This window comes from Bordetella hinzii LMG 13501, assembly GCF_001548475.1.
Taxonomy (GTDB): Bacteria; Pseudomonadota; Gammaproteobacteria; order Burkholderiales; family Burkholderiaceae_B; genus Bordetella; species Bordetella hinzii.
Genome location: NZ_LRUJ01000040.1, coordinates 18,375 through 45,306, shown reverse-complemented (window position 1 = coordinate 45,306; position 26,932 = coordinate 18,375). Strand labels below are relative to the sequence as shown.

The window sequence follows — 26,932 nt, the reverse complement described above, 5'->3', positions numbered from 1 at the left end:
GACACCGGGGACTTGGCCGGCCTGTTGCCCGCCGGCCCGCCGGCGCTGCGCGAGGTGCCGGCCGGGCTGCGTCCGCGCGGACAGGCCCTGCCCGAAGCCGGCTGCGCCCTGCTGTGCTGGCCGGGCGCGCCGCCGGTCACCGCCTGCGTGGCGGCGCCCTGGCCCAAGCCCGGACGCATCGTGATCGAGCGGGTGACGCCCGCGGTGCCCGATGGCGCGGTCAAGCGCATCGTCCATGAAGCCATCCAGGTCGAAGCCGACGTGTTCATCGACGGGCATGACGCCCTGGCGGTGGACGTGTGCTGGCGCGCCTGCGACCAGGCCGAATGGCAGCGCCAGCCCATGCAGCCCCTGGGCAATGACCGCTGGCGGGCCGAGTGGCGGGCCGCGCGCATCGGGGCGCACGAGTACCAGGTGCAGGCCTGGGTGGATGTCTGGGCCACTTGGTGCCAGGAGTTGCAGGCCAAGTTCGAGGCCGGCCAGGATGTGCGGCTGAGCCTGCGCGAGGCCGCGCAATGGCTGGCCGGCGTGCTGGACAACGACGCCCCGGCCTCGGCGCGGCGCGCCCTGGCGGCGCTGGAGCAGGCGCTGGACCAGGGCTTGTCGGCCCGCCTGTTGGGCCAGCTGCGCGCGCCCGGCGCCTGGCTGCGCGGAGCCGGGACGCGGCCTTTCCTGGGCGCCTGCCCGCCGCTGCCCTTGCGGGTGGACCGCGCCGCCGCCCGCTACGGCAGCTGGTATGAGCTGTTTCCGCGTTCGCAGTCGGCGGCCGGGCACGGCCGTTTCGACGATGTGATCGCGCGGCTGCCGGACATCCGGGCCATGGGTTTCGATGTGCTGTATCTCACGCCCATCCATCCCATCGGTCACACGCGGCGCAAGGGCCGCAACAACAGCCTGCAGGCCGAGGCCGGCGATGTCGGCAGCCCTTACGCCATCGGTTCGGCCGAGGGCGGCCATGACGCCATCGCGCCCGAGCTGGGCAGCCTGGCGGACTTCGAGCGCCTGGTTGACGCGGCGCGCGGCCACGGCCTGGAGCTGGCCCTGGATTTCGCCATCCAGTGCTCGCCCGACCACCCCTGGCTGCGCGAGCATCCCGAGTGGTTTTCCTGGCGCGCCGACGGCTCGCTGCGCCACGCCGAGAATCCGCCCAAGAAGTATGAAGACATCGTCAACGTGGCGTTCTACGACGGCGCGCGGCGCCGCATGGGTCTGTGGCGCGCCCTGCGCGACATCGTGCTCTTCTGGGCCGGGCGCGGCGTGCGCATCTTCCGGGTGGACAACCCGCACACCAAGCCCCTGCCGTTCTGGCAATGGCTGATCGCCGAAGTCCATGCGCGCGCGCCGGATGTGATCTTCCTGTCGGAGGCCTTCACGCGGCCGGCCATGATGTACCGCCTGGCCAAGGCCGGCTTTACGCAGTCATATACCTATTTCACCTGGCGCAACGGCAAGGCCGAGATCGAAGCCTATCTGGCCGAGCTGTCGCGCCCGCCGGTGGCGGATTTTTTCCGGCCGCACTTCTTCGTCAATACGCCCGATATCAATCCCTATTACCTGCAAAACCATGGCCGGCCGGGCTTTCTGGTCCGCGCGGCCCTGGCGGCCACGGCATCCGGCCTGTGGGGGATCTACAGCGGCTTCGAGCTCTGCGAGGCGCGGGCGCTGCCGGGCCGCGAGGAGTACGCCGACTCGGAGAAATACCAGCTGCGTCCGCGCGATTGGCTGGCCCCGGGCAATCTGCGCGCCGAGATCGGCCGACTCAACGCCATACGGCGCGCCAATCCGGCTTTGCAAAGCCACCGCGGCTACCGCGCCCTGCCCGCCGGCCCGGAGCCGGTGCTGGCCTATCTGCGCCAGGCCGATGGCGCCAGCAACCTCGTGCTGGTGATGATCAACCTCGACCCCGGCCGCGCGCTGCTGGCCAGCGCGCGGCTGGATGCGCCCGGCCATGGCGAGAACCTGCTGACGGGCGCGCATGAGCATTGGCCCGAGGGCGTGGTGCGCGCCTGGCTTTCCCCCGAATCCCCCTATGGCATCTGGCGGTTGCCCGCCGCGCCCCTGCCCGCGAGCCCGATATGAACGCTGTTCCCGCCTCCTCGCCCGATTGGTACAAGGATGCCGTCATCTATCAGTTGCACGTGAAGTCCTTCTTCGACGCCAACAACGACGGGGTGGGCGACCTGCCCGGCCTCATCGCCAAGCTGGACTATGTCGCCAGCCTGGGCGTCAATGCCCTGTGGCTGCTGCCTTTCTATCCTTCGCCGCGCCGCGACGACGGTTATGACATCGCCGACTATCGCGGGGTGCACCCCGAGTATGGCCAGGTGGCCGATGTACGCCGCCTGATCCGCGCCGCGCACGCGCGCGGCTTGCGCGTCATCACCGAGTTGGTGGTCAACCACACCTCGGACCAGCACCCCTGGTTCCAGCGCGCCCGGCGCGCCCGGCCCGGATCCGCGGCGCGCAACTACTACGTGTGGTCGGACAACGACCGCGCCTATGCCGGCACCCGCATCATTTTCTGCGACACGGAAACGTCCAATTGGACCTGGGACCCGCAGGCCCAGGCCTATTATTGGCATCGCTTTTATTCGCACCAGCCCGACCTGAACTACGACAATCCCCAGGTCTTGCGCGAGATGCTCAACGTGATGCGCTTCTGGCTGGACATGGGCGTGGACGGGCTGCGGCTGGACGCCGTGCCCTATCTGGTCGAGCGCGAAGGCAGCAACAACGAAAACCTGCCCGAGACCCATGCGGTGCTGCGCCGCATCCGCGCCACCATGGACCGCGAGTACCCCGGCCGCATGCTGCTGGCCGAGGCCAACCAATGGCCCGAGGACGCCCAGGAGTACTTCGGCCAGGGCGACGAATGCCATATGTCCTTTCATTTCCCCCTGATGCCGCGCATGTATATGGCGATCGCCCAGGAGGACCGCTTTCCCATCGTCGATATCCTGCGTCAGACGCCGGACATTCCGCCCAACTGCCAATGGGCCATCTTCCTGCGCAACCACGATGAGCTGACGCTGGAGATGGTCACCAGCCGCGAGCGCGACTATCTGTGGCAGGTCTACGCGGCCGATCCGCGCGCGCGGATCAACCTCGGCATCCGCCGGCGCCTGGCGCCCCTGCTGGAGCGCGACCGCCGCCGCGTGGAGCTGATGACCAGCCTGCTGCTGTCCATGCCGGGCACGCCGGTGCTGTACTACGGCGACGAGCTGGGCATGGGCGACAACATCCACCTGGGCGACCGCGACGGCGTGCGCACGCCCATGCAGTGGTCGCCCGACCGCAATGGCGGCTTCTCGCGGGCCGACCCCGAAAGCCTGCGCCTGCCCGTGCTCATGGGGCCGCTGTACGGCTATGAGGCCATCAACGTCGAAGCCCAGCAGCGCGACCCGCATTCGCTCTTGAACTGGACCCGGCGCCTGCTGGCCCAGCGGGCCCAGACGCAGGCCTTCGGCCGGGGCGGCCTGCGCTTTCTGTCGCCGGGCAACCGCAAAATCCTGGCCTATCTGCGGCAATGGGAGCAGACCACCATTCTGTGCGTGGCCAACCTGTCGGCCTCGGCCCAGCCGGTGGAGCTGCCGCTGCAGGCGCATGCCGGCCTGGTGCCGGTGGAAATGCTGGGCGGCGCGGTCTTTCCCGCCATCGGCGAACTGCCCTATCTGCTGACGCTGCCGCCCTATGGCTTTTACTGGTTCGACCTGAGCCGCGAGGCGCTGGCGCCCGATTGGCAGTCCCAGGCCCCGGAGCAGATGCCGGAGCTGGTCACCCTGGTGCTGCGCTCGCGGGGCGGCACGGAGCTGACCGACGCGGCGCGCCAGCTGCTGGAGACCGAGGCCCTGCCCCAGTATCTGACGCGCCAGCGCTGGTATGCGGGCGCGCCGAGCGGGCGGCTGCGCCTGCGCGACACGCCGCCTTTGCCGCGCGAGGCCGAGGACGCGCCGGCCGCCCAGGTGCGCTATCACTGGGCCACGGTCAGCCAGGACGAGGATGGCGGACAGCGCCTGAGCATCCCGTTCTCGCTGGTGTGGGGCGAAGAGGCCCAGGCCAGCTATCCCATGGCGCGCCTGCGGCGCGGGCCCGAAATCGGCCTGCTGGCCGACGCCTTCCTGCAGGCGGATTTTCTGCGCGCGCTGGCCGCGGGCCTGTGCGCGGCGCCCGGTCCGCGCGAGCCCCTGCCGCCTTTCGCTTCGGGCACGGCGCCGCGCGCCAGCCTGCGCTACCGGCGCCTGGCGCAGGACTGCCAGGCGCCGCCCGCCGACGCGCCGGTCCAGTGGCTGGGCGGCGAACAGAGCAATAGCTCGGCCGTGGTCGACGGCCGCATCATCGTGAAGATCCTGCGCAGCACCGTGCCGGGCCCCAATGCCGAGGTCGAGATGAGCGCCCAGCTGGCCCGCGCCGGCTATGCCAATACGCCGGCGCTGCTGGGGACGCTGGAGCAGCGCGACGCCGACGGCGCGGTGCGCACACTGGCGCTCTTTCACCAGTTCGTGCCCAACGAGGGCGACGCCTGGCGCTGGACGCTGGACTACCTGCACCGCACCCTGGCCACGGCGCTGCCGGCCGGCGAAGACGCCGACGCCTTCGAGGCCAGCCTGGCCGGCTATCTGGCCTTTGCCGCCGTGATGGGGCGGCGGCTGGCCGAGCTGCACGCCGCCTTGCTGCCGGCTGCGGCCCCCGCGCGCGCCGAGCCCGGACCGACAGCCGACCGCGTGAATGCCCAGTGGCGGGCCGCGCTGGCGGCGCTCGAATCGCAGCTGCCGGCCCTGCCGCAAGCGCTGCGCGCCAGCGCGCAATGGCTGCTGGAACACGAGTCGGCGCTCGCGTCGCGGCTGCGGCGGCTCGCCGGCTGGGCCGGCAGCGCGCCCACGCTGCGCGTGCACGGCGACTTCCATCTGGGCCAGGTGCTGGTGGCGCAGGCCGATGCCTATCTCATCGATTTCGAGGGAGAGCCGTTGCGTGACGCCGCCGAGCGTGCCGCGGCCGATACCGTCTACAAAGACCTGGCCGGCATGCTGCGCTCCTTCGACTACGCCGCCGCGCTGGCCGCGCGCGACAGGGCCATGCCCGCCCCGCCGGCGGAGGCCGACGGCACGCCGCCGGCCGCGCTGGTGGCGGGCGCCCCGCAGCAGGACGCCTTGCTGGAGCGCTTCCGGGCGCGCGCCGGCCAGGCTTTCCTGGAAGGCTACCGCCAGGCCAGGCCCGACAGCCTGGCCCTGCCGCCCGAGGCCGAATCGTCCTTGCTGGCCCTGGCCCAGTTCGAGAAAGCCGCCTATGAGGTCTGCTATGAGGCGGCCCACCGGCCGGACTGGCTGTCGCTGCCGCTGGCCGCCCTGGCGGAAATGGGCCGCGGGCTGCTGCTATCGGAGGCGCTGGACGCCGAAGGCGGTGGCGCATGAGCCGCGATCCCCTCTCCGCGGCCGAGCGCGAGGCCTTGATCCACGGCGTGCACGGGGATCCCTTTGCGCTGCTGGGCCCGCACGACGGCTGGCTGCGCGTGCTGGCGCCCGGCGCCTCGCGCGTCAGCGCCCACCTGGCCGATGGCAGCCTGATCGATCTCCAACCCTGCGCCGCGACGCTGTTTTCCGCCGCCGTGCCCGGCCTGCAGGGGCGCGGCCCGCTGGCCTATCGCCTGCGCATCCACTGGAGCGACCGCATCGAGGACATCAACGACCCCTATGCCTTCGGCCCGCTGGCCGACGAGGCGACCCTGGCCGCGCATGCCCAGGGCGATTGGCGGGCCGTCCAGGCGCTGGCGCCGGCGCTCACCGAGCACGAGGGCGTGCCGGGACTGCGCTGCGCGGTATGGGCGCCCAATGCGCGCTGCGTGGCCCTGGTGGGCGACTTCAATGGCTGGGATGTCAGGCGCCATCCCATGCGCCTGCGCCACCGCGCCGGCATCTGGGAGTTCTTCCTGCCGGATGCCCGTCCCGGGCAGCGGTATAAGTTCGCCCTGCTGGGCCAGGACGGGCAGTGGCGCTGGAAGGCCGACCCTTGGGCGCGCCGCGCCGAACTGCCGCCGGCCACCGCCTCCGTGATCGACGACGGCGGCGTGCACGCCTGGACCGACGCCGGCTGGATGGCCCGCCGCGCCGCTGGCCAGGCGCCGCAGGCGCCGATTTCCATCTATGAAGTCCATGCCGGCTCCTGGCACGACCCCGAGTCGGGCGATTGCCTCTGGGACCAGCTTGCCGACCGGCTGCCGGCGTATGCGGGCGCGATGGGATTCACCCACGTCGAGTTGATGCCCATCATGGAGTACCCATTCGGCGGGTCCTGGGGCTACCAGCCGCTGGGCATGTTCGCGCCCACGGCCCGGCTGGGGCCGCCCGAGGCCTTCGCGCGCTTCGTGGACCGTTGCCATGCCGCCGGCGTGGGGGTCTTGCTGGACTGGGTGCCGGCCCACTTTCCCGACGACCCCCATGGCCTGGCGCGCTTTGACGGCACGGCCCTGTACGAATACGCCGATCCGCGCGAGGGTTATCACCCCGATTGGCACAGCTGCGTCTACAACCTGGGCCGCAACGAGGTGCGCGCCATGCTGCTGGCCAGCGCCCAGCACTGGCTGGAGCACTATCACGTCGACGGGCTGCGCGTGGACGCGGTGGCCTCCATGCTGTATCGGGACTACAGCCGCGCGCCGGGCCAATGGCTGCCCAACCGCCACGGCGGGCGCGAGAACCTGGAATCCATCGATTTCCTGCGCGCCCTGACCGACAGCGTGCGCGCCCGCGGCGACGGCGCCATCACTATCGCCGAGGAGTCCACCGCCTGGCCGGGCGTGACCGCCGCCACCGCCAGCGGCGGATTGGGCTTTGACTACAAATGGAATATGGGCTGGATGCACGACACGCTGCGCTATCAGCAGCGCGACCCCATCCACCGGCGCCATCACCATGCCGATATGACCTTCGGGCTGGTCTACGCCTTCTCCGAACGCTTCATCCTGCCGCTCTCGCACGACGAGGTGGTCCATGGCAAGGGCGCCCTGGCGGCCAAGATGGCCGCGGGCGACGCGCCGGCCCGGCTGGCCGCGCTGCGGGCCTACCTGGCCTTCATGTGGGCCCACCCGGGCAAGAAGCTGCTCTTCATGGGCGGCGAGATCGGCCAGTGGCGCGAATGGGACCACGACCGGAGCGTGGACTGGGCGCTGTTGGACGAGCCGGGCCATCGCGGCGTGCAGCGCACCGTGCGCGCGCTCAACCAGCTGTACGCCAGCCTGCCGGCCCTGCACGCCGGCGATGCCGACCCGGCCGGTTTCGCGTGGGTCATCCTGGACGACACCGACAACAGCGTGCTGGCCTTCGAGCGCCATGCGGCCGGCCATGCGCCGGTGCTGGCGGTCTGCAACTTCACGCCCGTGCGGCGCGAGGACTATCGCGTGGGCGCCTGCCGCGGCGGCGCCTGGCGCGTGCTGCTCGATTCCGGCGCCGACGAGGCGCCTGCGGCGCGGCCGCGGACCACGGGACAGCCAGCCCATGGGCGGGCCGACAGCCTGGTGCTTGCGCTGCCGGGCATGACCACGCTGCTGCTCACCCCGGACCACAGGGAGTCTTGATGGACACGTATTTGCACGCCCCGCTTGCCGCAGGCCTGCCTTATCCGCTGGGCGCGACCAGCGACGGCCTGGGCATCAATTTCGCGGTGTTCTCGGCCAACGCCACCCGCATCGACCTCTGCCTGTTCGATGCGCGGGGCCGCAAGGAGCTGCGCCGCGTGCCGCTGCCCGAATGCACCGACGAGGTCTGGCACGGCTACCTTCCCGAGGCCGAGCCGGGCTTGCTCTATGGCTATCGCGCCCATGGGCCGCACGCGCCAGCGCAGGGGCATCGCTTCAATCCCAACAAACTGCTGCTCGATCCCTATGCGCGCCAGCTGCATGGGCCGCTGCGCTGGGGCGACGCGCTGTTCGGCTATCGGCCCGGCCACGGACGGGCCGACCTGAGCCTGGACCGGCGCGACAGCGCGCCGCTCATGCCCAAGGGCGTGGTGACGGCGCAGCTGCCCTTCAACTGGGGCCCGTCCAAACCGCCCGGCACGGCCTGGGGCGACACCATCATCTACGAGGTCCATGTGCGCGGCGCGTCCATGATGCGCGAGGACCTGCGCCCGCCGTTGCGCGGCACGGCCGCCGCGCTGGGCGACCCGCGTTTCATCGACCACCTCGGCCGGCTGGGCGTGACCGCCGTCGAGCTCATGCCGGTGCATGCCTTCCTTCAGGATAGATTCCTGCTCGAACGCGGTCTGCGCAACTATTGGGGCTACAGCACACTGTCGTACTTCGCGCCCGAGCCGGCCTATACGCCGCAAGGCCCGAATGAATTGCGCCAGGCCGTGCGCCGTCTGCATGCCGCCGGCATCGAGGTCCTGCTGGATGTGGTCTACAACCATACTTGCGAAGGCAACCAGCTCGGCCCCACGCTGTCCTGGCGCGGCCTGGACAACGCCAGCTATTACCGGCTGATCCCGGGCGATGAGCGCTATTACATCGACGACACGGGTTGCGGCAACACCGTCAACCTGTCCCATCCGCGCGTGCTCCAGATGGTGATGGATTCGATGCGGGCCTGGGCCGACTCCTATGGGGTGGACGGCTTCCGGTTCGACCTGGGCACCACGCTGGGACGCGAGGGCACGGGCTTCGATCCCGGTTCGGGTTTTTTCGACGCCATCCTCCAGGATCCGGTGCTGTCGCGGCTGAAGCTGGTCTCCGAACCCTGGGACCTGGGGCCGGACGGCTACCAGCTGGGCAACCACCCGCCCGGCTTCGCCGAGTGGAATGGCGTCTTCCGCGACAGCACGCGCCGCTATTGGCGCGGCGACGAGGGGCAGCGCGGCGGACTGGCCGAGGCCCTGTCGGGCTCGCGCCCGATCTTCGACCGGCGCCACCGGCGCCCATGGAGCAGCATCAACTTCCTGGCCGCGCACGACGGCTTTACGCTGGCCGACCTGGTCAGTTACGCCGAGCGCCACAACGAGGCCAACGGCGAAGACGGCCAGGACGGGCATGGCGAAAACTTCAGCGCCAATTGGGGCGCCGAAGGCCCGACCCGTGACGCCGCCATCCTGCGCACGCGCGCCCGCGTGGCCCGGGCCCTGCTGGCCACGCTCTTCTTTGCCGACGGCACGCCCATGCTGTTGGCCGGCGACGAGTTCGGGCGATCGCAGTCGGGCAATAACAATGCCTATTGCCAGGACGGTCCGCTGTCGTGGCTGGACTGGGAACAGGCGGCCTCGCCCGAAGGCCGCAAGCTCAGTCTCTACGTCGCGCGCCTGATCGCGCTGCGCCGCGCCCACCCCAGCCTGCGGGCCGGCCGCTACCTCGACCCCCAGGCCGAACTGGCGCCCGGCCTGCCGCGCAGCGCCTGCTTCGAGCCCGGCGGCCAGCCGCTGTCGGAATGGGAAGCCGGGCGCGCGCTGGCCCTGCGGCGCGTGGCGCCGCGGCCCGACGGCACGCTGGACGTCACCTTGCTGCTGCTCAATCCCAATGGGCAAGACGAGGCCTTCGCGCTGCCCGAGCCGGCCCTGGCCTGGATGCGCGACCTGGACTCCGCCGCCTCCCTGCCTGTCGCGCCACAGCCCGCCGGGCCGGTGCGTGTCCAGGCCCATAGCGTCGTGCTGCTGTCGGCCGTGGGGGATGCCCAATCATGAGCAGCCTTCTCCTCGATGGCAGCGCGCCTTGCGGCGCTTTTCCGCAGGCCGACGGCTCGGCCGTCTTCCGCATCTGGGCGCCCGATGCGCCGGCCGGCATGATGCTCTGCGTCGAAGGCCATGCGCCGCGGCCCGTGGCGCCCGACGCGCAAGGCTATTGCGCCCATCGTCTCGACGCCTGTCCGCCGGGCAGCCGCTACCACTACCGGCTGGCCGACGGCACGCGCATGCCCGATCCGGCATCGCGCCTGCAGGACGGCGATGTGCACGACGACAGCGTGGTGGTCGACGACAGCGCCTATCCCTGGCGCCACACGCATTGGCAGCCCCACGCCTGGGAAAGCTCGGTCATCTACGAGGCGCACGTGGGCCTGGCCGGGGGCTATGCCGGCCTGCGCGAGCGGCTGCCGGCGCTGGCCGCGCTGGGCATCAATGTCCTGCAGCTCATGCCCATCGCCGATTTCCCCGGGCCGCGCAACTGGGGCTATGACGGCGTGCTGCCCTATGCCCCCGACCGCGCCTATGGCGAGCCGCGGGCGCTCCGGCAATTGATCGACAGCGCCCATGGCCTGGGCATGGCCGTGATGCTGGACGTGGTCTACAACCATTTCGGCCCTGACGGCAATTACCTGCCGCGCTATGCCGCGCGCTTCTTCCGCCAGGACAGGGCCACGCCCTGGGGCGCGGCGATCGACTTCCGGCAGCCGGCGGTGCAACGCTTCTTCGAGGACAGCGCCGTGCACTGGCTGCAAGACTATCGCTTCGACGGCCTGCGCCTGGACGCCGTGCATGCCATCCCGGCCCCCGACTGGCTGCGCGCCCTGCCCGCCCGGCTGCGCCAGCGCCTGCCTGGGCGCCGCCTGTATCTCGTCATCGAGGACGAGGCCAACCGGGCCTGCCTGCTGGACGCGGGCTATGACGCCCAATGGAACGACGATTGGCACCATGTGATGCACCATCTGCTGACCGGCGAGGCGCAAGGCTATTACAGCGGCTATTGCTCCGGGCCGGCCGGCATCCTCGCGCGCTGCCTGACCGAAGGCTGGCATTACCAGGGCCAGCCCTCGCCCTTTCATGGCGGGCGGCCGCGGGGCGAGCCCAGCGCGCATCTTCCGGCTTCGGCCTTTGTGTGTTTCCTGCAGAATCATGACCAGACCGGGAACCGCGCCCACGGCGAGCGCCTCACCCGCCTGGCCGCCACGCCGCAACGCCTGCAGGCGGCCATTGCCCTGCAGTTGCTGACGCCGGCGGTGCCGCTGATCTTCATGGGCGAGGAGTACGGCGCGCAGACGCCCTTTCTTTATTTCACCAGCCATGCCGACGCGGCGCTGGCCGATGCCGTGCGCCAGGGCCGCGCGCGCGAGTTCGCGGCCATGCCCGGTTATCGCGACGAAGGACGCGGCCTGCCCGATCCCAATGCGCCAGAGACTTTCGAGCGTTGCCTGCCGTGGCCGCGCAACGGCGAGCATCGCGTCTGGACCGCGTACTACACGCGCCTGCTCGACCTGCGCGCGCGCTGCCTGGCGCCGCGGCTGGGCGGCACCCGCGCCGAGGACGCCACCCCGCTGGGCGAGGCGGCCGTGCACGCCGCCTGGCGGCTGGGCGACGGGGCGCGGCTGCAGGCCTACACCAACCTGGGCGCATCGGCCTGCCGCCTGCCGCGCCGCCTGCGTCCGGCCGGCCAGGCGTCGCTGCGCTTTGAATCCACGCCCGGCTGCCTGGCGCTCATGAGCCAGGGCCTGCTGCCCCCCGACGCCACGGTTTGCCTCATCCAGGAGCCTTCATGACCCCAACATCGCGCGCGATCCGCGCGCTGGCGGCCCAGGCGGGCCTGCAGGAACACTGGACCGATGCCCGGCAGCAGCCGCGCCAGGTCGCCATCGACACCTTGCGCCGGCTGCTGGATGCCATGGGCCTGGCCTGCGCCAGCGAAGCCGATATCCAGGCCAGCCGGGCGCGCCTGCGCGCCCCTGGGCACAAGGGCCTGGTGATCGGCCGCGCGGGCGAGCCGCTGGCCTTGCCGGCCCGCGCAGCCGGCGATTGCTGGCTGGTACCGGAAGACGATGCGACCGCCGCCCGCCGCGTGAGGCCCGAGAGGGCCGCCGGCGGCAGCGCGCTGCGCGCGCCGCAAACGCCGGGCTACTACCAGCTGCGCCTGCCCGGCGGGACCTGCCTGCGGCTGGCCATCGCGCCCGGCGCCGCGACCGCGCCGGCCGCGCCGCGCCAATGGGGCGCCATGGCCCAGGTCTACAGCCTGCGCATGCGGCACGCCGATCCGGCGCGGGCCACCCGCGGACATGGCGACTTCGCCGCCGTGCGCCAGCTGGCCCAGCGGCTGGCCGCCGAAGGGGCCGATGCCCTGATGCTCAGCCCCGTGCACGCCATGTTCAGCGCCGATCCGGCCGCCTGCAGCCCCTATTGCCCCTCCAGCCGCCTGTTCTGGAACGCCGCGTTCGCCGCGCCCGCCGATATGCTCGGCGAAGACGCCCTGCGCGCGGCGATGGCCGCGCTGCCGTCCACGGACTGGGCCGCGCTGGACGATGCCGAGCTGATCGATTGGCCCGGCGCCAGCGCGGTCCGCATGCGCCTGATGCGCCGGCTCCACGAGCAGTTCCGCTTGCGCGAGGACGACGCGCGGGCGCGGTTCCAGACCTTTGTCCGCGCCGAGGGACAGGCGCTGGCCGACCATGCGGTCTTTGAATCCCTGCATGCCTCGCATGCCGCGCTGTCCGGCACCGTGCGCCCCTGGCCCGCCTGGGACACGCCCTGGCGCGACCCCCGCTCGGCCCGCGTGCGCGACTATGCCGCCGCCCACGGGCGCGACGTGGAGTTCCATTGCTTTCTGCAATGGCTGGCCGCCGGCAGCCTGCAGGCGGCCCAGCGCGGGGCGCGCCAGGCCGGCATGCGCGTGGGCTTGATCAGCGACCTGGCCGTCGGCGCCAGCCATTTCGGCAGCCAGGCCTGGAGCCGGCCGGATCAGTTCCTGGGAGGAGTGTCCATCGGCGCGCCGCCCGATATCCATCAGCCAGCCGGCCAGGTCTGGCGCCTGACCGCCTTTTCGCCCCAGGCCCTGCGCCAGCAGGATTACCAGCCCTTCATCGACGTGCTGCGCGCCAGCCTGCGCCATGGCGGCGGCCTGCGCATCGACCACATCCTGGGCTTTGAGCGCCTGTGGGTCGTGCCCGAGGGCGCCGAGGCGGCCGACGGCGCCTATCTGCATATGCCGGGGCCCGAGCTCATGGCGCTGGCTTCGCTGGAAGCCTGGCGCCACGGCGCGCGGCTCATCGGCGAAGACCTGGGCACCGTGCCGCCGGGCTTTGACACCCGCCTGCGCGAGGCCGGCATCTCGGGCATGAATGTGCTGTGGTTCATGCGGGACGAGGCCGGCGGTTTCCTGCCCGCCAGCCGCTGGCCCGCCGCCTGCGCGGCCCTGACGACCACCCATGATCTGCCGACCCTGGCCGGCTGGTGGGAAGGCCATGACCTCGCGCAACGCGACAGCGCGGGCCTGCTCGGCGGCGGCGCGCCGGCACTGCGCCAGGCGCGCGCGCGCGACCGCGAGGCCCTGGCCCGGCGCCTGGAGTTGCCGCCGCCGCTGCCCGCCGAGGCGCCGTTGCCCGACCTGCTTGCCTTTGTCGCCAGCGCGCCCTGCGCCCTCATGCTGGCTTCGCTGGAGGACCTGGCCGGCGAAAGGCTCGCGCCCAATGTCCCGGGCACCGTCGACACCTTCCCCAATTGGCGCCGGCGCCTGCCCGGCGATACCGTGGCCGCCTGCGACACGCCCTGCTGGCGGCAGAGGCTGGAGGCGATCCGCCGCGGACGGAGGCAAGCATGACGCCGCGCGCCACGGTCCGGCTGCAATTGCACGCCTCGTTCACCTTCGATGACGCGGCCCGCGTCCTCGATCATTACGCCGAGCTGGGCATCAGCCATCTCTATCTGTCGCCTATCACCCAGGCGCGGCCCGGCTCGCCGCATGGCTATGACGTGATCGACCCCACCCGGGTGAGCGAAGAACTGGGCGGCCTGCCGGGCCTGCGGCGCCTGGCCGCGCGGGCGGCGGCGCGGCGCATGGGCCTGATCGCCGACATCGTGCCCAATCATCTGGCCGCCGATGCGCGCAATCCCTGGTGGCAGGACGTGCTGCGTTCGGGCCGGGCCAGCGCCCACGCGCCCGCCTTCGACATCGATTGGGAGGCGGGCGGCGGCAAGCTGCTGCTGCCCATTCTCGCGCGCCCCTATGGCGATGCCTTGGCCGGCGGCGAGATCCGCCTGCTGCGCCAGGATGGCGCCAGCCGGGTGCAGGCCGGCGGCCAGCTGCTGCCGCTGACCGACCCGCAAGCCGATCCGGCCGCCCATGATCCCGGCCAGCCCGAAGGCCGCGCGCGGCTCCATGCGCTGCTTGAAAACCAGCACTATCGCCTGGCCTGGTGGCGCTGCGCCGCCGAGCAGCTGAACTGGCGGCGCTTCTTCGAGATCAGCGAACTGGCCGGCGTGCGCGTGGAGGACAAGACGGTGTTCGAGGCCATGCACGCCCTGCCGCTGGCCCTGTATGCCGAGGGCCTGCTGGATGGGCTGCGCGTGGACCACATCGACGGGCTCGCCGAGCCCGGGGCCTACCTGCGCCGCCTGCGCGCCGCGCTGCTGGCCGCCGCGCCCGGCCGCGAGCCCTATCTGGTGGTCGAGAAGATCCTGGCGCCGCATGAAGCCCTGGACACGCGCTGGCCGGTCGAGGGCAGCACCGGGTATGACTTCATGGACGAGGTCGGCGCGCTTTTGCACGCCAGCCCCGCGCGCGGGCCGCTGCTGGCCTTCTGGCGCGCCCTGGGCGGCGACCCCGCGCCGGTCGCGGCGCAGATCCGCGGCGTCCGCCTGGCCCTGCTGCGACGCAATCTCGCTTCGGAAAGACAGGCGGCGCTGCGCGCCTGGATGGCGGTGCTGGCGGCCGACCCGCGCACCCGCGATTGGGGCGAGCCGGCGCTGCGCCGGGTGCTGGACAGCTGGCTGGCGGGCTTCCCGATCTACCGCAGCTATGCCGAAGATGGCGCGGCCTCGCGGGCCGACCGCGCGGCCTGGGACGAGGCGGCGCGGCAGGCGCGGCTGGGCCCGCCCGACCCCCTGCTGCTGCGGGACTGGATGGACAGGCTGTCCCTGCCCGCGGCCCGCCCCGCGCTCAAGCGCCTGCAGCAGCTCACGCCGCCCTTGGCCGCCAAGGCCCTGGAGGACACTTTCTACTATCGCCATGGGCCGCTGCTGTCGCGCAACGAGGTCGGCGCCTGGCCGCAGCGTTTCGCGCTGGGCGTGCCGGGCTTTCATCTGCGCAACCAGGCGCGCCAGCGGCGCCATCCCCGTGGCATGCTGGCCACGGCCACGCATGACCACAAGCGCGGCGAGGATGCCCGGGCCCGCCTGGCCGTGCTCACGGAAATGCCCGCGCGCTGGAGCACGCTGGCCAGCCGCTGGCTGGACACGCTGCCTGAGGGGCCGCTGGCGGCCACGGACCGCTACATGCTGCTGCAGACGCTGGTGGCCGCCTGGCCCGCCGCCTGGACCGAGGCCGTGCGCGATGAAAGCGCCATCCGCCAGTGGCTGGCCCGGGTGGGCGCCTGGCAACGCAAGGCCTTGCGCGAGGCCAAGCTGCGCACTTCGTGGCAGGATCCGGACCCCGCCTACGAGGCCGCCGCCCAGGCCTGCCTGGATGCCTTGGATCCCGCCGCGCCAGACCGGCGGGCCTGGGACAGCCTGGCCGCCATCGCCGCGCCCCTGGTCGCGCCCGGGCAGATCAACAGCTTGGCGCAGACGCTGCTGCGCAATACCGCGCCGGGCGTGCCCGACCTTTATCAGGCGGCCGAAACCTGGGACGACAGCCTGGTCGACCCGGACAACCGCCGCGCCGTGGATCATGCGCGCCTGGGGAATCTCTTGCGCGGGCCGGCCGCCAGCCCAGCCCGGCCGCGCGACTGGACCAGCGGGCGCATCAAGCAATATCTGATCCAGGCGGCCCTGCGCCTGCGGGCCGCGCGTCCGGCCGCCTTCGAGTCCGGCTATCAGCCCGTTTGCGCGCGCGGCCGGCGCGCCGCCCATGTGGTGGCCTATCTGCGCGGCAGTGGTGAACAGCGCGTGCTGGCCGTCGCGCCCAGGCTATGCAGCCTGCGCCTGGCCGGCCTGGCGCGCGGAGAGGACGCGGCCGGCTTCTGGGAGGACACCGTGTTGGAGCTGCCGCCCGGCTCGCACTGGACAGACGTGCTGGCCGGCGGCGGCTGCCGCATTGGCGCGGACGGGCGCCTGCCGCTGGCGCGGCTGTTGCGGCAGTGGCCCGTCGCGCTATGCGCCAGCGAACCCTGAGCCTACACGCGCCCCGTCACCAGCAGCACGATGGCGATGATCAGCAGGATGCCGACCACCCCGCTGGGGTAATAGCCCCAGCCGCGGCTGTACGGCCAGGCGGGGATGGCGCCGATAAGCAAGAGGATCAACAGGACGAGCACGATGGTGGACATACAAGCACTCCTTGGCATGGACGGGACGGCCGGATCGGACCGCCCGCCCCGGAGCAGCAATCCGCGTGCCCGGCCGGCGCCCGGCCTGGTCTACACCGACGACAGCCAGCCCGGCCTGCGCCGCGAACCCGACGGCAAGGGCGGCTTTCGCTACCTGGACCGCCGCGGACGTCCCGTGACCCAGCCCCGCACACTGGCGCGCATACGCGCGCTGGCCATTCCTCCCGCCTACACCGATGTATGGATCTGCGCCCGCGCCAATGGCCATCTGCAGGCCACCGGGCGCGATGCGCGCGGCCGCAAGCAATATCGCTACCATCCCGAATGGACGGCGCGGCGCGATGCCGACAAGTTCGGCCAGCTCGCGGCCTTCGGCGCGGCGTTGCCGCGGATCCGCCGCCGGGTCGAGCGTGACCTGGCCCTGCCGGGGCTGCCGCCGGCGCGCGTGCTGGCCCTGGTGGCGCGTCTGCTGGACCAGACCCTGATCCGCATCGGCGGCGCCGAATATGCGCGCAGCAACCGCTCCTATGGACTGACCACGCTGCAGCGCCGCCATACCCAGGTCAACGGCGCGCAGATCCGGTTCCAGTTCACCGGCAAAAGCGGCGTGCGCCATGATGTCACCCTGCGTGACCGCCGCCTGGCGCGCCTGCTGCGGCGCTGCCTGGAGATCCCGGGCCAGCGCCTGTTCCAGTACGAAGACGAGCATGGGCGCCGGCACGCGGTGGACTCCAGCGCGGTCAATGCCTATCTGCGCCTGGCGAGCGGCGAGGACTTCACGGCCAAGCACTATCGCACCTGGGCCGCTTCGGTCATGGCTTTCGAGATGCTGCGCGCCGGCGGCCAGGCCGGGCCGCCGGCCATCAAGGAAGTGGTCGCCGCGGTGGCGCGCCGCCTGGCCAATACGCCGGCGGTGTGCCGCCGCTGCTATGTGCATCCGGCGGTGCTGGCGCAGGCCGGGCGCCTGCCCGGGCCGGGGCGCGCGCCCGCCGGCCCGCGCGGGCTGCAGGCCGCGGAGCGCCGCTTCCTGGCGTTCGTGCGCGGACAGGAGTCGCGCTAGGAGGCGCTTTCCTCTTGCACCGTGTAGCCCTCGGCGGCATAGGCTTCCAGCCGGTTGTACAGCGTCTTGGGGCTGACGCCGAGGATGGCCGCCGTCTGTTTCTTGATGCCGCCGCAGCGCGCCAGGGTCGCCAGGATGAGACGCCGGTCCGCTTCGGCCAGGGTAGCCCCCACGCGCAGCGTGACGCTGCCGGGGCGGTCTTCCTCGGGCGCGGCGAGCTTGGGCGGCAGCAGCGGCGCATCCAGCACCTCGCCCTCGGCCATGACATAGGCGCGGCGCACGTAGTTGCGCAGTTCGCGCACATTGCCGGGCCAATCATGCATGGCCATGCGCCGCCGCGCATCGTCGCCGAACACCTTGGAGGTGCCGTAGTCGGCATTGAGCAAGGCCAGGAAGCGGTCCGCCAGCACCAGGATGTCGTCACCCCGGGCGCGCAGCGGCGGCAGTTCCAGCGGGAAGACCGCCAGGCGGTAATAGAGGTCTTCGCGCAGCTTGCCTTCGCGCACGGCCTGCTCGGGCGAGCGGTTGGTGGCGGCCACCACGCGCACGTCGCAGGCGATCTCGCGCTGCGTGCCCACGCGCAGGAAACGGCCCGTCTCCAGCACCCGCAGCAGTTTGACCTGGAGGTCCAGGGGCATCTCGGTGACTTCGTCCAGGAACAGCGTCCCGCCATCGGCGCGCTCGAAATAGCCCTTGTGCTGGCGCTCGGCCCCGGTGAAGCTGCCGCGCTCGTGCCCGAACATTTCGCTTTCGATCAGGTTGGGCGCGATGGCGCCGCAATTCACGGCGACAAAGGCCTGTCCGCGGCGCGCGCTGCAATCGTGGATGGCGTGCGCGGCCAGCTCCTTGCCGGTGCCGCTCTCGCCGATGACAAACACGGTCATGTCGCTGGGCGCGACGCGCGAGATCTGGCGGTAGACGGCGCGCATGGGTTCAGACTCGCCGAACATATGTCCGCAATGCCCGCCCCGCTCCGGCTGGCCGGCGCGCGAAGGCGCGGCCTGCGGCCGTCCGGTCGCCACGCGCGCCAGGATGGCTTGCAGGCGTTCCATGCAGACCGGCTTGACCAGATAGTCACTTACGCCCAGGCGCAGGGCCTGCACGGCGCCGTCCATGCTGCCGTAGCCGGTGATGATGACGACATCGCAGCCCACTGCCGCGGCATTGCGGCAGACCTCCATGCCGTCTCCGCCGGGCACGCGCATGTCGGCCAGCAGCAGGTCCGGCGGCTGCATGTCCAGCTGTATCAAGGCCTCCTTGATACAAGTGGCCTGCGCCACCGTATAGCCGCTGTCGCGGGCCACCTCGGCAAGCGTTTCTCGTACAACGTCGTCGTCTTCGAGAATAAGTAGATGAGGCATAGCATCTCCCTGATCTGACGTTCTGCGAGCGCCCCAGCCACCTCGCCCTGTCGTCGATACCAGCCCCTCGGCGAACGGTTCGAGAGCGCGAGTCCACTATGCCTCATCTGGATGCAGATGTAGTAAGTATCGCGATATTGTTTTCGCTTTATTGCATTTACATGCAGGTCCCCCGTTGGGATCTTACATTTGCTTATCCATTACGCAACCGGCCGTTTCCGCCAGTAGCGAGCGGACACGGTCGGCCAGCGCGTCCAGACCGAAAGGTTTGAGGATCAGCTCCACGGGTGGCCCCAAGGAAGACACATCCTGGCTGCCGCCTTGCGCGTAACCCGTCATGAGCAGCACCGGCAGCTCGGGCCGCGCGCGGCGCGCGCGCCCGGCAAGCTCGCGGCCGTCGAGACCGGGCAGGCCGATATCGGTGATGAGCAGGTCCAGCCGCGCGGCCGCGTCGAGCTGGCGCGCGCCGTCCTGCCCGTCCGCCGCGCACAGGACCGTCAGGTCCAGGCCCGCCACGGTCTCGCGCACCATCTCGCGCACGGAGGCATCGTCTTCGACCAGCAGCACGACCGCGCGCGGCCCGGTCGTGCGCCATCGCCGCGGCCGAGGGCGCCAGCGCCTGCTGCTGCGCCAGCCAGCGGCCGCGGTAGCGCGGCAGGCAGAGCCGCACTGTCGTGCCCGCGCCGGGCTGGCTCTCGATGGTGAGAGCGCCGCCCGCCTGCTGTGCGAAGCCATAGCTGGTGGACAGGCCCAGGCCGGTGCCGGCGCCTACCGGCTTGGTGGTGAAAAACGGCTCGAACACATGGGCCAGCACGTCGGGCGCCATGCCGCAACCCGTGTCGCTGACGGCCACCTCCACGAATTCGCCTGGCACGGCCTCGGGAAAGCGCCGCAGGCAGCCGGCGTCCAGCTCCACATTGCGTGTGCTGAGGACCAGCCTGCCGCCTTCGGGCATGGCGTCGCAGGCGTTGATGACGAGGTTGAGCGCCGCGCTTTCGAACTGATTGGCGTCGCAACGCACGGTACCGATATCCGGGGCGAGATCGAAATCCAGCACGATGCGCTCGCCGGTATAGCGCCGGAACAGCTCGCTCATCGAGCGCAGCATGTCGCCCGCGTCGCAGGGCCTGGGATCGATGGGCTGGCGCCGTGAAAAGGTCAGCAGGCGCTGGGTCAGCTGCCCTGCCCGCTGGCAGGCTTCGCTGGCCATGCGCAGATAGCGCCGCATGCCGGCCAGGTCGCCGCCGTCCAGGCGGCGCTCCACCAGGTAGAGCGCGCCGGAGATGCCCTGCAGCATATTGTTGAAGTCGTGCGCGATGCCGCCCGTCATGCGGCCCACGGCCTCCAGCTTCTGCGCCTGGCGCAGGGCGTGCTCGGCCTCCTGCAGCGCTTCGGCCTGGGCCTTCAAATGCGTGTCGTCGCGTCCGGCCAGGTAGAGGTCGCCCTGGGCCGACGACATGGTCCAGGTGATGCAGCAATAGCCGCCATCGCGCTTGCGCAGGCGGTTTTCCATATGGTGCTGGCCTTCTCCGGCCAAGGCCTGGGCCAGCCGCGCCCGGGTGCTCTGGCGGTCGTCCGGATGCAGCAGCGTCGAAAAGCCCATGGCCACGAACTGCTCGGGCGACCAGCCCAGCATGCTGCGCACCGCCGGGCTGACGCTGAGCAGGCGTCCGCGTCCGTCCATGATCGCCAACACTTCGGGCGACAGCCGCCAGATGCGGTCGCGCTCGGCGCTGGCCTGTTCGACTCTTTCTTGCAGTTGCAGCGCATGGGCGGAGCGCTCGGTGGCGTCGCACAGCCGCTCGGCGACTTCCTCCACGCAGGCCTGGTCGGCCGCCGGCAGCCCCTGGGGGCCGGCGGCGCGCACCAGCAAGGCGCTTTCGGGACGGCCCCATCGGCCCAGGGGCACCACCAGGCCTTCCTGCGCCGCGCCGGGCAGATGCGGCACCGGCAGGCTGCGCTCGCGCTGGATGGCGCGGCGCACGGCGGCCCGCACGGCGCGCGAGGGCGGCGCCATCTCGCCCGAGGCCGACCAGCCCGCCATCATGCGCACGGACTCGCCCTCATGGCCGCTGCGCAGCAGACAGACCTGGCTGAGCCCGAGATGCCGGCCCAAGGCCTCGCAAGTGGTCTGCTCGATCATGGCCGGCGTCTCCAGCAGGCGCAGGCGGTCGCCCAGCGCCAGCTGGAAACTCTTGTGCCGCTGTTCGTCCCACAGCTCGGTCTCCGCCAGCTTGCGCGCCGAGACATCAAGCAGCATGGCCGTTACGCGGTCGGCGCTCTCCTTGCGGGCGCGCACCTCGTAACAGGCCGACGGCGGCATGCCGTACTCGATCTGCGCCGCCTCGCCGGTGTCCATGACCTGGGCCAGCACTTCCATCATGCGCGGCGGCGCCTGGCCGAGCATCTCGCGCAGGCTGCGGCCCAGGCAGGCCCCGGCCTGGCGGCCGCACTGCAGCTCGAAAGCCGGATTGACTTCCAGCAGGCGGAAATCCCGTATCGCGCCCCGATCGTCGCGTACCGCCTCGGCCAGGAAAAATCCCTCCTGCATGCCGTCGAACATGCTGCGCCAGCGCTGCGCGCTGTGCCGCAGCGCCTGTTCGGTGCGGTGGCGCTCGATGGCCAGCGCGGCCGTGCGCGTGACCAGGGCGATGGCCTCGATGTCGTGGGGCGTGGGCAGCCGGGGTTCGGCGTAGTGATTGCAGAAGACACCCAGCAGCTGCCCGTCGGGACGCCTGATGGGCGTGGACCAGCAGGCGCGCATGCCCAGGGTCTGGGCCTTGTCCCGGCCCCACACCCAGGCCGGATCGCGGGCGATGTCGGCCACGTAGACGGCCTCGCCGCGGCGCACGGCCTCGGCCCAAGGGTCGCGGGCCGGCGCCGACAGGCTTTCGTCGATGAATCGCAGATACTCGGGCGGCAGGCTGGGCGCCGCGGCCGTGCGCAGGCCGCCGCCGTCATCCATGAACAGAATCGAAGTCCGCAAGGGCACGCTGGACTGGGCCTCCACGGTGCGCAGGACATGCTCCAGCACCTCGATCAGGGGTTCGCCGGCCGCGATGCGCTGCAGCATGATGCGCTCGTCTTCCAGGCGGGCCAGCATATTCGTCCAGGCGTCGCCCAGGGGGTGGGACTGCGTCAGCATCTCGCGCCTCCAGGGTGACCGGTTCAAGCATCCTGCATGATGCGCGCCGTCCATCGTAGGCGTTGTTGCGATTTGCGCCAGCATGTAAACGAGGCGGCGGCACGAGGCTTGCTGGCCGGGGAGTTCTGCGCCGCGCCGTCGCGGCGCGCAACCCAGGAGATGCTCCATGACCGCAAAAACCCTGCAGGACCTCTTTATCCACGAACTCTCCGACATCTACAGCGCGGAAAAGCAATTGACCAAAGTCCTGCCCAAGCTGGCGCGCGCGGCCCAGGACCCCGGCCTGGCCGAAGCCTTCACCCACCACCTGGAAGAAACCCGGGGCCAGGTCGAACGCATCGACCGCATTGTCGAGGCGGGCAACCTGCGCCTCAAGCGCATCAAGTGCGCCGCCATGGAAGGCCTGGTCGAGGAAGGCCGCGACGTGATCGAGGAAATCGAGCAAGGCCCGGTGCGCGACGCCGCGCTTATCGGCGCGGCGCAGAAAGTCGAGCACTATGAGATCGCCAGCTACGGCACCCTGTGCACCTTTGCCGACCAGCTTGGCCTGCCCGACGCGGTCAAGCTGCTGAAGGAGACCCTGGCCGAGGAGAAAGGCGCCGACCAGAAGCTCAATGAGCTGGCCCTGAAGCGGGCCAACCAGAAGGCCGCGCAACAGGGCAAGGCCGGCTGATCCCGCCGCTAGGCGGCGGCCCGGTCGAGCTGGTGGTATTTGCGCCCCAGTTCGACCGTGGCCCGGTAGAAACCTTCCTTGCTGCCGCAGTCATAGCGCACACCCTCGTACTCATAGCCGTGGACCGGCTGGCGGCGCATCAGCGCCGCGATCGCGTCGGTCAGCTGGATCTCGCCGCCCACGCCGGGGCGCGTGGCCGCCAGGCAGGCAAAGATTTCGGGTTGCAGCACATAGCGGCCCACCACCCCCAGCGTCGAAGGCGCCTGGTCCGGCGCGGGCTTCTCGACCATGGCCTCCAGCGCCAGGGTGCGCGGCGCGAAGGGGCGGCCCTGGACAATGCCGTAGCGGTCGGTGTGTTCGGGGGGCACATTCTGCAAGGCCAGCACGCTGCCGCTGAATTCGCGCGCCAGCTTGATCATCTCTCCGATCACCGGCCGGGGCGCGTCGATCAGGTCGTCGGCCAGCAGCACGGCAAAGGGTTCGTCGCCCACGATGGCCTGCGCGCAAAGCACCGCATGGCCCAGGCCCAGCGGCGCGGGCTGGCGGGTGTAGACGCATTTGACCGACTCCGGCAGCACATCGCGCACCGCGCGCAGCAGCGCCGTTTTCTGCTTGCTCTCCAGGTCGCGCTCCAGTTCCGGCATGCGGTCGAAGTGATCTTCGATGGGCCGTTTGTTGCGCCCGGTGACAAAGATGAGTTCGGTGATGCCCGCGGCCACCGCCTCTTCGACGGCGTACTGGATGAGCGGCTTATCGATAATGGGCAGCATCTCCTTGGGCATGGCCTTGGTGGCCGGGAGAAAGCGCGTGCCGAGGCCGGCAACGGGAAAAACGGCCTTGCTTAAGGTGTGCATGGTGTGCCTCGCGAAAGTGGGCCAGCCTAGTCTGGCGCCTTGCCTGAGCAAGCCGCGTGCCGGACCCGCGCGGCCGCGGGAACGGCGGTTGCTGCCCTGCCGGCCAGGCGCGCCGCCTTCCGTGGCGCGCAGGACCGCAAGGAGACGAACATGACCGACCGACCTTCCCGCCCCGAAGCCACCGCGCAGCGCCAGCGCGAGCTGCAGGCCGAGCAGGACGCTCGCGACGAGGCCCGCGGCGCGTCCGGCGGCAAGCCGCCCGCGCAGCCCGGCGAGCGCGATCAGCCGCAGCCTCCCCTGCCCGCGCAACACCAGCAAAAGCCGGGCGAGGAAGGCCAGCTCGACCCGGCGCCGCGCTACACCGCGCCGGACTATCGCGGCAGCGAGAAGCTGCTGGGCAAGGTCGCGCTGATCACGGGGGGCGATTCTGGGATCGGCCGCGCCGTGGCGGTGCTGTTCGCGCGCGAAGGCGCCGACGTCGCCCTGGTCTATCTGGACGAACACAACGACGCGGCCCGCACCCGCGAGGCCGTGCTGGCCGAAGGCGCGCGCTGCCTGACCTTGAGCGGCGATGTCCGCGACCCGTCTTTTTGCGAGGAGGCCGTGGCCAAGACCGTGGACAGCCTGGGCGGACTGGACATCCTGGTCAATAACGCGGCCTTCCAGGAACATGCGCCCACGCTGCGCGACCTGTCCGACGAACGGCTGGATGAGACCCTGCGCACCAATGTCTGCGGCTATTTCTACATGGCCCGGGCGGCCCTGCCGCATTTGCCCGAAGGCGGCTGCATCATCAACACCGGCTCGGTCACCGGGCTGCGCGGCAGCCCCGAGTTGCTGGACTACTCCGCCAGCAAGGGCGCCATCCACGCCTTCACGCGCTCCTTGGCGGCCAATGTCATCGGCCGCGGCATCCGCGTCAACGCGGTGGCGCCGGGCCCGGTCTGGACACCGCTGAACCCGGCCGACCAGCCGGCGGGCCAGGTGTCCGCCTTCGGCAGCCAGACCCAATACGGCCGTCCCGCCCAGCCGGAAGAAATATCGCCCGCCTATGTCTTTCTGGCCGCGCCCTGCTGCTCAAGCTACATCACGGGCATTGTCCTGCCCATCACCGGCACGGCCGGCGACGGCTGAGTCGCGCTGCGGCGGCGTGAGGGGGTCGAAGTCCTCCCAGCGGCCCTGGACCCAGCGGCCGTTGGCCCGCTCGACGTCGACTCCCCCCGCGGCGCGCAGCACCGCCGCTGCTTCGGCCTGGCGCGCGGGGTCCACCCGCAGGGCCAGCATCACGCCCTCGTGGCGGATGGCCGGATGGCCGTCGGCCGCGCCGGCCTCGTCCCGGCCCATGCGCTTGCGGCGGCCATTGATCCACAGGGCGCCGGCCAGCGCGCCGATATAGGCGCCCACGCCGGCCGCGGCGATCACGGCCAGCATGGAGCCGGTCAGGCGGGCGACCAGAAAGCCGGCCGTGCCGGCCAGCACCAGGCTGGCGAACGCCGCGCCGGCGAAAGCCCCCAGCGCGGCGCCGCGCGCATCCGGGTCGGCGCGCCGGTCGCCGCCCACGGGATAGCTGGCATGGCGGCCCGCCGTGTTGACGTAGAAGGTATGCATGTCGGCCTCGGCGAACCCGCGCTCGAATAGCTGGCCGGCCGCCACAGCGGCCTGGTCGAAGGTCTCAAAACGGGCGGCGATGATCTGTGACATGGACGTCTCCTTGGGATGGGCGGCCCCGCGACCGCCGGACCTGGGCGAGCAAGCCGCATACCCGGGCATCGACCGGCCGCCGCCGCGCGCCGGCGCGCGCAGCATGGCCGGCGGCCTCCCGTAAGGCCTGCCAGCGCGCCGGCCAATCCGGCAAGCCGCCCAGCACCTGCCAGCCTTCGGCCAGGGCTTGGCGCCAGGGCAGCCGCATCCAGGCCACCAGCAAGGCATTGCGGGCCAGCAGGCGGCGGCGCGCCGGCGCGTCGCGATGGACCGAGGGCCGGTGCTGCACGGCCAGCGCCGGGGCATAAAGGATGCGCCAGCCGTCCTGCAGCAGGTCCAGGGCCAGCAAGGCTTCCTCGCCGCCGATGAACAGGGGCGGCCAATAGCCGCCGACGCGCCGGAAGGCGGCCGCGCGCATCACGCAGGCCCCGGCCATGAATCCCACCAGGGCCGGGCCGATCGCGGCCTCGCCGGGCAAGGGGCTGGCCGCCATGGGCGCGCAGGCCGGGTCCGGCACGGCCGACAGTCCCACCAGCACGCGCGCGCTCAGGACCGCGACATCGGGATGGCGGTCCAGCATCTCGCAGGCGCGCTCAAGAGAGCCTGGCAGCCAGCACACATCGTCGTCGCAGAAAGCCACGTAGTCCGTGCCGGCCGCCGCCACGCCCAGATTGCGGCCGGCCGCGCCCAGGTTGGCCGGCGCCTGTACCACCTGCACGCCCGGAAAACCGCGCCTGACCGCGCCGGCGCTGTCATCGCCGCTGGCGTTGTCGACCACCACCACGGGCACGCCGGGCGCGGCCTGGGCCAGGCGGCCGAGGGTGGCCAGCAGTTCGGCGCGGCGGTTGTAGGTCAGCACGACCACGCTGATCCGCGGCTCAGCCATGGTCATCGCCGGCAAGCCGCCAATAGTGCTCGGGCAAGGCATCGTCGCCCCGGCCCGGTATCAAGCCCAGCGGGCCGAGCTGGCTGGCGTAGGCGCCGACCGCGCGCCGTTTGATCGGCAGGTCGGCGGCCACCGTCAACCAGGGCGTGGCCCGCACGCCCCGGTCGCGCAGCGCGGCCAGGCGCCGCTGCACCAAGCCCGGGCGGCGGCGATAGAGGGCGTCTTCGTAGGCGACCCAGCTCATGCCCGGGCCCAGCCAGCGTCGCACCCGCAGCGCGGCATTGCTGACGCGGATATGGTCGTCGTGAAACAGGCCCAGCGGCATGAGCACCAGCGCGGGCCGCATCGCGGCCAGCTCGCGCGCCAGGCGCGGACTCAGGCCCGCGCACTGGCCGCCATATTGGCTGTCCAGCATCGCGAGCTGGCGGCCGACCGCGCGCAACAGGCCCAGGGCCCGGCGGTTCTCGTCGATGCGCGCCAGCACCGCCTGGCGGGCGCTGTGAAAGCCGCAGCGGCGGTCCCAATCGGGCGCCGGCATCTCCGGCGGCGGCAGCCCCGCGCACACCGTCAGCACCGTGGCGCCCGGCCTGCCGGCCAGGAATGCGCCGCAAGCCAGCACCGCGTCGTCGAAATGCGGTGAAAGCACCACGATGCCGCCCTGCTCGGCCGGCGCGCCGTCCTGTCTGTCTTTCCTCATCTGCCTGGCCCCGTCCGCCGTTGTCCCGGCCACGCGGCAAGCCACATGCCCGGGCGGGCACGCCGCTTGCCGCCCATGGCTGCGCGCCGGCAGCTTGCCGCCTGCCCTACTTGGAGAAAACCCATGCCTCGCCATCCCGCCCAACCCCCGGTCGAACCCGCTGATCCCTACGGACCGGGCGACAGTTCCGATATGCCCAGCGAGCGCCCCGCCGGCGAAACCGACGCCGGCACCGATGCCCAGGGCACGGGCGCGCGGCCGCGCGCCGAACCGCCCTATCTCGCGCCGGACGAAGACGCGCCGGACATCGAGCCCGACCGCGAGGTCGATGCCGCGCAAGCCGGCCTGGCGCATACGCGCCCCGACCCGGCCCGCAACGGCGGCGGCTGAAGGCG

Annotated in this window: 18 protein-coding genes and 1 pseudogene; 11 read left to right on the top strand and 8 right to left on the bottom strand. The window is 71.6% G+C overall.

Annotated elements, in window-relative coordinates; all coding sequences use genetic code 11:
* The 7 genes from AXA74_RS20245 to treY form a co-directional block, all read left to right on the top strand.
* On the top strand, positions 1-2,079 hold a 2,079-nt coding region (locus AXA74_RS20245; protein WP_155680896.1), incomplete at its 5' end, for an alpha-1,4-glucan--maltose-1-phosphate maltosyltransferase.
* On the top strand, positions 2,076-5,408 hold the full coding sequence (treS, locus tag AXA74_RS20240; protein ID WP_032973064.1) for a maltose alpha-D-glucosyltransferase: 3,333 nt from the start codon (positions 2,076-2,078) through the stop codon (positions 5,406-5,408). The genes AXA74_RS20245 and treS, both read left to right, overlap by 4 nt.
* Positions 5,405-7,567 carry a 1,4-alpha-glucan branching protein GlgB gene (glgB, locus tag AXA74_RS20235; protein WP_032958058.1) on the top strand — a complete coding sequence of 721 codons (2,163 nt, stop codon included), beginning with the start codon at positions 5,405-5,407 and terminating at the stop codon, positions 7,565-7,567. The genes treS and glgB overlap by 4 nt, the downstream gene beginning before the upstream one ends.
* Positions 7,567-9,660, top strand: a complete 2,094-nt coding sequence (gene glgX / locus AXA74_RS20230; RefSeq protein ID WP_032958056.1) for a glycogen debranching protein GlgX — start codon at positions 7,567-7,569, stop codon at positions 9,658-9,660. The genes glgB and glgX overlap by 1 nt, the downstream gene beginning before the upstream one ends.
* Entirely contained in the window at positions 9,657-11,447 is a 1,791-nt protein-coding gene (gene treZ, locus AXA74_RS20225) for a malto-oligosyltrehalose trehalohydrolase (RefSeq protein ID WP_032979356.1), read from the top strand. The genes glgX and treZ overlap by 4 nt, the downstream gene beginning before the upstream one ends.
* The gene (gene malQ / locus AXA74_RS20220; protein WP_032979355.1) at positions 11,444-13,495 is read left to right on the top strand and encodes a 4-alpha-glucanotransferase; all 2,052 of its coding nucleotides are present in this window, start codon (positions 11,444-11,446) and stop codon (positions 13,493-13,495) included. The genes treZ and malQ overlap by 4 nt, the downstream gene beginning before the upstream one ends.
* Entirely contained in the window at positions 13,492-16,005 is a 2,514-nt protein-coding gene (gene treY, locus AXA74_RS20215; protein WP_032979354.1) for a malto-oligosyltrehalose synthase, read from the top strand. The genes malQ and treY overlap by 4 nt, the downstream gene beginning before the upstream one ends.
* Before the next feature lie 2 nt (positions 16,006-16,007).
* Here treY and AXA74_RS24000 read toward each other — a convergent pair whose 3' ends face one another.
* Positions 16,008-16,160, bottom strand: a complete 153-nt coding sequence (locus tag AXA74_RS24000; RefSeq protein ID WP_032957421.1) for a DUF3309 domain-containing protein — start codon at positions 16,158-16,160, stop codon at positions 16,008-16,010.
* 16 nt (positions 16,161-16,176) lie between these two features.
* Here AXA74_RS24000 and AXA74_RS20210 point away from each other — a divergent pair, with 16 nt between their 5' ends.
* A complete protein-coding gene (locus tag AXA74_RS20210; protein ID WP_048940125.1) occupies positions 16,177-17,220 on the top strand; it encodes a DNA topoisomerase IB in 1,044 nt (347 codons plus the stop codon).
* Here AXA74_RS20210 and AXA74_RS20205 read toward each other — a convergent pair.
* The 3 genes and pseudogenes from AXA74_RS20205 to AXA74_RS20200 all read right to left on the bottom strand — a co-directional run.
* Positions 17,217-18,581, bottom strand: a complete 1,365-nt coding sequence (locus tag AXA74_RS20205) for a sigma-54-dependent transcriptional regulator (RefSeq protein ID WP_032972277.1) — start codon at positions 18,579-18,581, stop codon at positions 17,217-17,219. The genes AXA74_RS20210 and AXA74_RS20205 overlap by 4 nt on opposite strands.
* A 183-nt stretch (positions 18,582-18,764) precedes the next feature.
* The gene (locus AXA74_RS24725; protein WP_230588845.1) at positions 18,765-19,112 is read right to left on the bottom strand and encodes a response regulator; all 348 of its coding nucleotides are present in this window, start codon (positions 19,110-19,112) and stop codon (positions 18,765-18,767) included.
* A gap of 178 nt (positions 19,113-19,290) precedes the next feature.
* Positions 19,291-21,654, bottom strand: a pseudogene (locus tag AXA74_RS20200) (GAF domain-containing protein); the annotation flags it as partial.
* A 238-nt stretch (positions 21,655-21,892) separates the two neighbouring features.
* Between AXA74_RS20200 and AXA74_RS20195 the strand changes: the two are divergent.
* Entirely contained in the window at positions 21,893-22,399 is a 507-nt protein-coding gene (locus AXA74_RS20195) for a YciE/YciF ferroxidase family protein (RefSeq protein ID WP_060833255.1), read from the top strand.
* 8 nt (positions 22,400-22,407) lie between these two features.
* Here AXA74_RS20195 and galU read toward each other — a convergent pair whose 3' ends face one another.
* The gene (gene galU / locus AXA74_RS20190; RefSeq protein ID WP_032955922.1) at positions 22,408-23,253 is read right to left on the bottom strand and encodes a UTP--glucose-1-phosphate uridylyltransferase GalU; all 846 of its coding nucleotides are present in this window, start codon (positions 23,251-23,253) and stop codon (positions 22,408-22,410) included.
* A gap of 150 nt (positions 23,254-23,403) precedes the next feature.
* On the opposite strand from galU, the gene AXA74_RS20185 reads away from it, so the two are divergent.
* Complete coding sequence (locus AXA74_RS20185) at positions 23,404-24,387, top strand: SDR family oxidoreductase (RefSeq protein WP_032955923.1); 984 nt, start codon at positions 23,404-23,406, stop codon at positions 24,385-24,387.
* Here AXA74_RS20185 and AXA74_RS20180 read toward each other — a convergent pair.
* The 3 genes from AXA74_RS20180 to AXA74_RS20170 are packed head-to-tail and all read right to left on the bottom strand — an operon-like array spanning position 24,331 to position 26,537.
* Entirely contained in the window at positions 24,331-24,954 is a 624-nt protein-coding gene (locus AXA74_RS20180; RefSeq protein ID WP_051593974.1) for a hypothetical protein, read from the bottom strand. The genes AXA74_RS20185 and AXA74_RS20180 overlap by 57 nt on opposite strands.
* On the bottom strand, positions 24,926-25,840 hold the full coding sequence (locus AXA74_RS20175) for a glycosyltransferase family 2 protein (RefSeq protein WP_080700966.1): 915 nt from the start codon (positions 25,838-25,840) through the stop codon (positions 24,926-24,928). Before AXA74_RS20175 ends, AXA74_RS20180 begins: the two co-directional genes overlap by 29 nt.
* Complete coding sequence (locus tag AXA74_RS20170; protein WP_048940123.1) at positions 25,833-26,537, bottom strand: PIG-L deacetylase family protein; 705 nt, start codon at positions 26,535-26,537, stop codon at positions 25,833-25,835. Before AXA74_RS20170 ends, AXA74_RS20175 begins: the two co-directional genes overlap by 8 nt.
* 123 nt (positions 26,538-26,660) lie before the next feature.
* Here AXA74_RS20170 and AXA74_RS20165 point away from each other — a divergent pair, with 123 nt between their 5' ends.
* The gene (locus AXA74_RS20165; protein ID WP_032955924.1) at positions 26,661-26,927 is read left to right on the top strand and encodes a hypothetical protein; all 267 of its coding nucleotides are present in this window, start codon (positions 26,661-26,663) and stop codon (positions 26,925-26,927) included.
* The last annotated feature ends 5 nt before the right edge of the window (positions 26,928-26,932 follow it).